The 6,399-nt window shown below is 62.5% G+C and carries 6 protein-coding genes; 3 read left to right on the top strand and 3 right to left on the bottom strand.

The genetic code is table 11. The annotated features are described in order from the left end of the window. From K0F85_RS26480 to K0F85_RS26470, 3 genes are all read right to left on the bottom strand, one after another. Nucleotides 1–837 (bottom strand): STM4014 family protein (locus tag K0F85_RS26480; protein ID WP_219118825.1); only part of this gene is annotated, 837 nt, incomplete at its 3' end. 29 nt (nucleotides 838–866) lie between these two features. Continuing rightward, nucleotides 867–1,793 (bottom strand): STM4015 family protein, encoded by a 927-nt coding sequence (locus K0F85_RS26475; RefSeq protein WP_219118824.1) that lies wholly within the window; start codon nucleotides 1,791–1,793, stop codon nucleotides 867–869. 91 nt (nucleotides 1,794–1,884) lie between these two features. Beyond that, a complete protein-coding gene (locus K0F85_RS26470) occupies nucleotides 1,885–2,460 on the bottom strand; it encodes a helix-turn-helix domain-containing protein (protein ID WP_219118823.1) in 576 nt (191 codons plus the stop codon). Nucleotides 2,461–2,681: 221 nt separating this feature from the next. On the opposite strand from K0F85_RS26470, the gene kbl reads away from it, so the two are divergent. Genes kbl through K0F85_RS26455 form a run of 3 tightly spaced genes read left to right on the top strand, consistent with a single transcriptional unit; the run spans nucleotide 2,682 to nucleotide 6,354 of the window. Then, the gene (gene kbl, locus K0F85_RS26465) at nucleotides 2,682–3,908 is read left to right on the top strand and encodes a glycine C-acetyltransferase (RefSeq protein ID WP_219118822.1); all 1,227 of its coding nucleotides are present in this window, start codon (nucleotides 2,682–2,684) and stop codon (nucleotides 3,906–3,908) included. A gap of 20 nt (nucleotides 3,909–3,928) precedes the next feature. Beyond that, on the top strand, nucleotides 3,929–4,894 hold the full coding sequence (locus K0F85_RS26460; protein ID WP_219118821.1) for an NAD-dependent epimerase/dehydratase family protein: 966 nt from the start codon (nucleotides 3,929–3,931) through the stop codon (nucleotides 4,892–4,894). 47 nt (nucleotides 4,895–4,941) lie between these two features. Beyond that, entirely contained in the window at nucleotides 4,942–6,354 is a 1,413-nt protein-coding gene (locus K0F85_RS26455) for an L-serine ammonia-lyase (protein ID WP_219118820.1), read from the top strand. Nucleotides 6,355–6,399: the final 45 nt, after the last annotated feature.

The raw sequence follows: 6,399 nt of genomic DNA, 5'->3' as shown, positions 1-6,399 counted from the left end.
CATCTGGTCGCCGATGCGCGCCACCCGGTGCGCGGGCTGGCCTGCCACGGTCACCACGCGCAGGTCATAGTGGCTGTCGCCGCAGCGCGGCTTGTTCAGCCATGCTTCCGCGTACAGCTCCTGGGCGGCCAGCGCATCGACGAGGGCGGCGATGTCGTGCTGCTTCTCGTAGCGCGCCATGCGCTTGACATTGAACAGACGCGCCGCGCCGTCCCGATGCTGCAAGGCGGCCGAGGTGGTGGCTTGCTGGCGGCCCGCCTTGTTCCTGCGGTAGGCCACGACACCCGAGGCGGACGAGCCGTAGCGCGGTTTCAGGTATACGCGGTCGAGCTGGTGCTCGTGCAGCAGCGCTTGCAGATGCGCGTAGCTTTGCACGGGCCCAAGCAGGCCAGGTATGGGCACGCCGTGCGCGGCCAGATGGCGCTGGCAAGCCAGCTTGTCCGTCATGAGGCTGATCTCGGCAGGCGCATTGAAGACGCGTGTTTGCGGCAGCTCGGCTAGTTGCAGCGCGAGGGATGCCATGGCAGCCGTAAAACCGGCAAACCAGGCATCCATGGCCAGCAGCTCGCCATGCGCGGGCGCAGCGACCGGCGGCCGGTCCAGCAGCCGGCAGCCGGCCTGCAGCAATAGCAGGTGGGCGGCGGGATCGTCGCCGGGCGGCTCGATCTTCAACAGGCCGGGTTGGCGCAAGGCTTCTCCCAGCAAGGCTGGTTGGCGCAGCCAGTCGCGCCACTCCAGCACTTGCGCAGGCGGCAGGCGCAGTTGCGCGCGCGCCGCCTGCATCAGGCGCACGCGCTTGCTGCCCTGTGTTGCCAGCAGGGTGAGAGGCGAGTGCAAAGGATAGTGCTCCGCTTATTCGACCACGGCTATTCGCCGACGGCCACGTAGCGGTAGCTTTCGCCATCGTCTTCATCGGCTTCCTGCGGATCGTCCAGCACCACCTCGAAGGGCAGCGCCTTCAGTTTCGCCTGGTTTTCCTCGGAGATGTAGTGGTGCGACAGGTCCAGGCGCTTCAATTTGCCCAACTGCTTGTGATTGAGCACGGCCACGGCGCCCAGGTCGCCGATGGTGCCCAGCGACAGGTCGAGGGTGTCGAGTTGCGCCACCAGCGGTTCTTCCGCCAGCCAGACGGCCAGGTCGTCGGCGATTTCCGCGTCGCGCAAGCCCAGGTAGCGCAGGGTCGGTACGGTCAGCTGCGCCAGCACCTTGCGATACAGGTCGACGTCGCCCGAAAAGCCATATTCGTCCGTGCCCAGCCACAGTTCCAGGTGTTCCAGCTGCGGCATGCTCGATTGCGCCAGCGCCTCGGCGATCTTTTGATCGAGGCCGCCCGCTTCGATGGTGAAGCGACGCAGGTGCTGGTGGGCGAACGGTTCGATGACGAGCTCATTGCCGCCACGGATGCGCAATTCCTGCAGTTGCGGGAAGGCGTCCAGCAGGGGCTTGTAGCTGCCTTGCACGATCCACGAGATTTCACACTCTTCGTACGTCATGTCGCCGATGAACAGGGCGCGCAAGTTGGGCAGCTGTGGCGCATGGGCGATCAGCGCGGCCATCACTTCGTCGGCGCCCGATTCGTATGGGTCGCCCCACATGCCGATGATCAGCGCTTCGAGTGTGTTCTTGTCGGTTTTTTCCAGGAAGCCGGTGATCAGGTCCGGCATCTTGCGCTTGTCGTCATACTCGAGCGAGAGGCGGTAGACGATATCCTGCCCGGATTGCAGCGCAATATCAGGATCGTACTGGACGACCTTTTTTTTGTGGAAGAGGGTGGTGCTTTCGGAAATCGTCATTGCTAAGGCTCCATGAAAGACAGTGAAAATCTTGTCTAATCCAAAATCTTAGCATGGGCGAAAGCGCTTATTGCACACCGCTGAAAAGCAACTATCTATGGATCACCACCAATAAAGCCTTGCCTTCCGTCTTGCCCAGATTGCGTATCGTATGCGGCTGGTCCGCCGGATAGCGCGCCGTGCCGCCATTCTTGACCTTTTTCTTCGCTATGCCCACTTCCAGCTCCAGGTTGCCGTGGATCACCGTCAAATGCTCGGTGGTGCCCGGGTCGTGCGGCTGCGACGCCAGTTCGCCGCCCGGCGCCAGTGTCACTTCATACCATTCATATTTGCCCGCCAGCTCCATCGGTCCCAGGATGCGCAGCACGTAGCCCGCATGGTCGCCGGGCAGGGTGGGGGTTTCGTGGGCGTCCGTGATGCGGATGGTTTCCACGGTTTTTTCCGCGCTGGACAGCAGTTCGCCGATCTGCACGCCCAGGGCGTTGGCCAGGCGCCAGGTGATGGCGATGGTGGGATTGGCCTTTTCGCGCTCGATTTGCGACAGCATGGACTTCGAGACGCCCGCGATGCGCGACAAATCCTCCAGTGTCAGACCGCGCGCCAGGCGCAGCCGTTGCAGGGTGGCACCCACTTCAGGGGGGGAATTGGTCGAAACGCTGGTTTTCATCGGCAGGTGGCTTGCAAAGTTCAATAGGCTTGGGTAATATCCACTATATTGAATTTCAGTTCGAAATAGTGGATTTTGAGGGGAAACACGGAAACGTGTAGACTTCAAACAGCGCTTCACGGTACAGCATACTGCGCGCGCCGGTCAAGCGGCCCCTTTCCCCTATGGCAGCTGAGGTCACCCGGATACCACACATACAACAGGGACACACAAGGATCATCATGAGCGAGCAAGCGAAGAACACCTTTTTCAGCGGTCTGCAACAGAATCTCGATCAACTGCGCGAGCAGGGCTTGTACAAGCCCGAGCGCGTGATCGCCTCGCGCCAGGGCGCCGAAGTGGTGTGCGACGATGGCCGTACCCTGATCAATATGTGTGCGAACAACTACCTGGGCCTGTCCGGCGACCTGCAGACGCAGGAAGCGTCCATTGCCGCCACGCAAAAATACGGCTACGGCCTGTCGTCCGTGCGCTTCATCTGCGGCACGCAAACCGTACACAAGGAACTGGAACAAGCCCTCTCCGCCTTTCTCGGCACCGAGGACACGATTTTGTACGCGGCCGCATTCGACGCCAACGGCGGCGTGTTCGAGCCCCTGTTCGATGAAAACGACGCCATCATCTCGGACGCGCTGAACCACGCCTCCATCATCGACGGCATCCGCCTGTGCAAGGCCGGCCGCTACCGCTACGCCCACAACGACATGGCCGACCTGGAAGTGCAGCTGAAAGCGGCGATTGCCGCCGGCAAGCGCCATAAAGTCATCGTCACGGACGGCGTCTTCTCGATGGATGGCACGATTGCGCAACTCGACAAGATCTGCGACCTGGCCGAGCAGTACGGCGCGCTGGTGATGATCGACGAATGCCACGCTTCCGGCTTCATGGGCGCGACAGGCCGCGGCACGCATGAACACCACAATGTGATGGGCCGCATCGACATCATCACGGGCACCCTGGGCAAGGCCCTGGGCGGCGCCATGGGCGGCTTCACCTCGGCGCGCAAGGAAGTCATCGACACCCTGCGCCAGAAATCGCGCCCTTATCTGTTCTCGAACACCTTGGCGCCATCGATTGCCGGCGCTTCGCTGTCGGTATTGGAACGCCTGGCCAAGTCGACGGAACTGCGCGACCGCCTGCATGAAAACACGGCTTTCTTCCGCAGCGAGATCGAGCGCATCGGCTTTACCATCAAGCCGGGCACCCATCCGGTGGTTCCCGTGATGCTGTTCGACGCTCCCGTGGCGCAGAAGTTTGCCGCCCGCCTGTATGAGTTGGGCGTGCTGGTGACGGGCTTCTTCTATCCGGTCGTGCCGATGGGCCAGGCCCGTGTGCGCGTGCAGCTGTCCGCCGCCCACACCCGCGAACAGCTGGTGCAAGTGCTGGCCGCCTTCGAGCAGGCGGGCAAGGAACTCGGGCTGCTGGCCGCGACCACTACTACTAATTAACAAGAATTCGGGAAAATAGCATGGAACGCATCTTAGTCATCGGCGCAAACGGCCAAATCGGTAGTGAGTTGGTGGGCGCGCTGGCGCTGCAGCACGGCGCGGACAATGTCATCGCCAGCGATATCGGCACGAATAATCTGTACCAGGCCAAGCGCTATGCCCAGCTCAATGTGCTGGACAAGGACGGCCTGGCAAAGATTATTGCCGACGAAAACATCACCCAGGTGTACCAACTGGCGGCCATGCTGTCGGCCACGGGCGAGGCGGCGCCATTGAAGGCGTGGAGCCTGAACATGGATGGCCTGCTCAATATCCTGGAACTGGCGCGCGAACGGGGTGTAGCGGGTAAACCGCTGCGTATCTTCTGGCCATCGTCGATCGCCGCCTTCGGCCCGAACACGCCGCAAGTGAACACGCCGCAAATGACGGTGATGGACCCGACCTCGATGTACGGCATCAGCAAGCTGGCCGGCGAGCGCCTGTGCGAGTATTACTTCAACAAGTATGGCGTGGACGTGCGCAGCATCCGCTACCCTGGCATCATCAGCTACAAATCGCCTCCGGGCGGCGGCACTACCGATTACGCCATCGCCATCTTCCATGCGGCCTTGCGCGGCGAACGCTATGACTGCTTCCTCGACGCGAACACCACCTTGCCGATGATCTACATGCCCGACGCGATCCGCGCCACCATCGAACTGATGGACGCGCCTGCGGCGAGCATCAAGATCCGCTCGTCCTACAACGTGGCCGGCGTGTCGTTCAACCCTGAGCAGCTGGCCAAAGCCATCGTGCACATGGTGCCGGACTTCAAGATCAGCTACAAGCCGGACAGCCGCCAGGCCATCGCCGACAGCTGGCCGCAAAGCCTGGACGACAGCAAGGCCAGCGCCGACTGGGGCTGGAAGGCGCAGATCGGCGTCGAGCAGATGGTGACCGACATGCTGGCAAACGTCGATGTAGGCCAGGCTGCGCAAGCGGCGTGACATCCGCACGGCACGATCAAAAATAAACCAATATAAAGAGACACTACATGGATATGAGCGTATTTGACCTGTTCAAGATCGGCATCGGGCCATCGAGTTCCCACACCGTGGGGCCGATGGTGGCGGCACGGCGTTTTCTGGTCGAATACGGTCCGCTGGACCAGGTAGTGGGCGTCGAGGCGGCTCTGTATGGCTCGCTGGCGCTGACGGGCGTGGGCCACGCTACGGACAAGGCCGTCATTCTGGGCTTGATGGGCGAAACGCCGCAGGACGTGGCGCCCGATGCAGTCGACAGCAAGCTGGCCGCCATCGAGGCTGCCGGAGAGATTGCTTTGCTGGGCACGCACGTGGTGCCATTCACGGCTGCCAAGGGCTTGATCTGGCACAAGAGCGAGTCCCTGCCCGAACACCCTAACGGCATGCGCTTCACCCTGAAACTGGCCGATGGCAGCCGCTTTGACAAGGTGTATTACTCGATAGGCGGCGGTTTTATCCGTGAAGCGGAAGAAGTGCAAACTGCGGCCCAGGCGGAAGCGGCAGTGGAATCGGCCGCCAGCGCTGGCGTCGTCTTCCCCTTCGACACTATGGAGCAGTTGCTGGCGCATGGCGTGGAGAGCGGCCTGTCGATCCCGGAAATGCTGCGCGCAAACGAGTGCGTCAAGCGCAGCGAAGATGAATTGAACGCGGGCCTGGACCGCATCTGGTACGTCATGCGCGACTGCATCGCGCACGGCCTGGAAACGACGGGTAACTTGCCGGGTGGCTTGAACGTGAAGCGCCGCGCCGCCAATTTATGGCGTTTGGCGCAGGAGGCAAAGGCGTCGGACAACCGCGCCAACGACTTGCCGCACGACGCCGTGCACCTGGTCAGCCTGTACGCGATGGCCGTCAATGAAGAAAACGCGGCCGGCGGGCGCGTGGTGACGGCGCCGACCAACGGCGCCGCCGGCATCATCCCGGCCGTACTGCGCTACTACGCGCAGGATTGCCGCCCCAGCGACCCGGTAGGCGGCGTGCGCCGCTTCATGCTGACGGCAGCCGCGATCGGCATGTTGTGCAAGCGCAATGCTTCGATCTCGGGCGCCGAAGTGGGTTGCCAGGGCGAGGTGGGCGTGGCGTGCGCCATGGCGGCGGCCGGCCTGGTGGCGGCCCTGGGCGGCACGAATGAACAGATCGAGAACGCGGCCGAAATCGGCATCGAACACCATCTAGGCATGACGTGCGACCCCATCGGCGGCCTGGTGCAGATTCCCTGCATCGAGCGTAATGGCATGGGCGCCGTGAAGGCGATTACGGCCGCCTCGCTGGCGCTGAAGGGCGACGGCACGCATTTCGTCAGCCTCGACGAAGTCATCGAAACCATGCGCCAGACGGGCGCGGACATGCAGGACAAATACAAGGAAACGTCCTTGGGTGGCCTGGCCGTGCATGTGATCACCGTCAACCACGCCGCTTGCTAAGTGCCGGGGTCAGACCCGCCGGGTCTGACCCCAGATTTCCGCTGC

This window comes from Janthinobacterium sp. UMAB-56 (assembly GCF_900095265.1).
Taxonomy (GTDB): Bacteria; Pseudomonadota; Gammaproteobacteria; order Burkholderiales; family Burkholderiaceae_D; genus Janthinobacterium.
Note: the sequence above shows the minus strand (reverse complement) of the source record. Positions and strands in the feature narration are given on the sequence as shown.

What these genes read in the sequence shown, in the direction of transcription:
- K0F85_RS26475 (WP_219118824.1), bottom strand. Translation starts at nt 1,793, where the DNA reads ATGACGATTTCCGAAAGCACCACCCTCTTCCACAAAAAAAAGGTCGTC.
- K0F85_RS26470 (WP_219118823.1), bottom strand. Translation starts at nt 2,460, where the DNA reads ATGAAAACCAGCGTTTCGACCAATTCCCCCCCTGAAGTGGGTGCCACC.
- kbl (WP_219118822.1), top strand. Translation starts at nt 2,682, where the DNA reads ATGAGCGAGCAAGCGAAGAACACCTTTTTCAGCGGTCTGCAACAGAAT.
- K0F85_RS26460 (WP_219118821.1), top strand. Translation starts at nt 3,929, where the DNA reads ATGGAACGCATCTTAGTCATCGGCGCAAACGGCCAAATCGGTAGTGAG.
- K0F85_RS26455 (WP_219118820.1), top strand. Translation starts at nt 4,942, where the DNA reads ATGGATATGAGCGTATTTGACCTGTTCAAGATCGGCATCGGGCCATCG.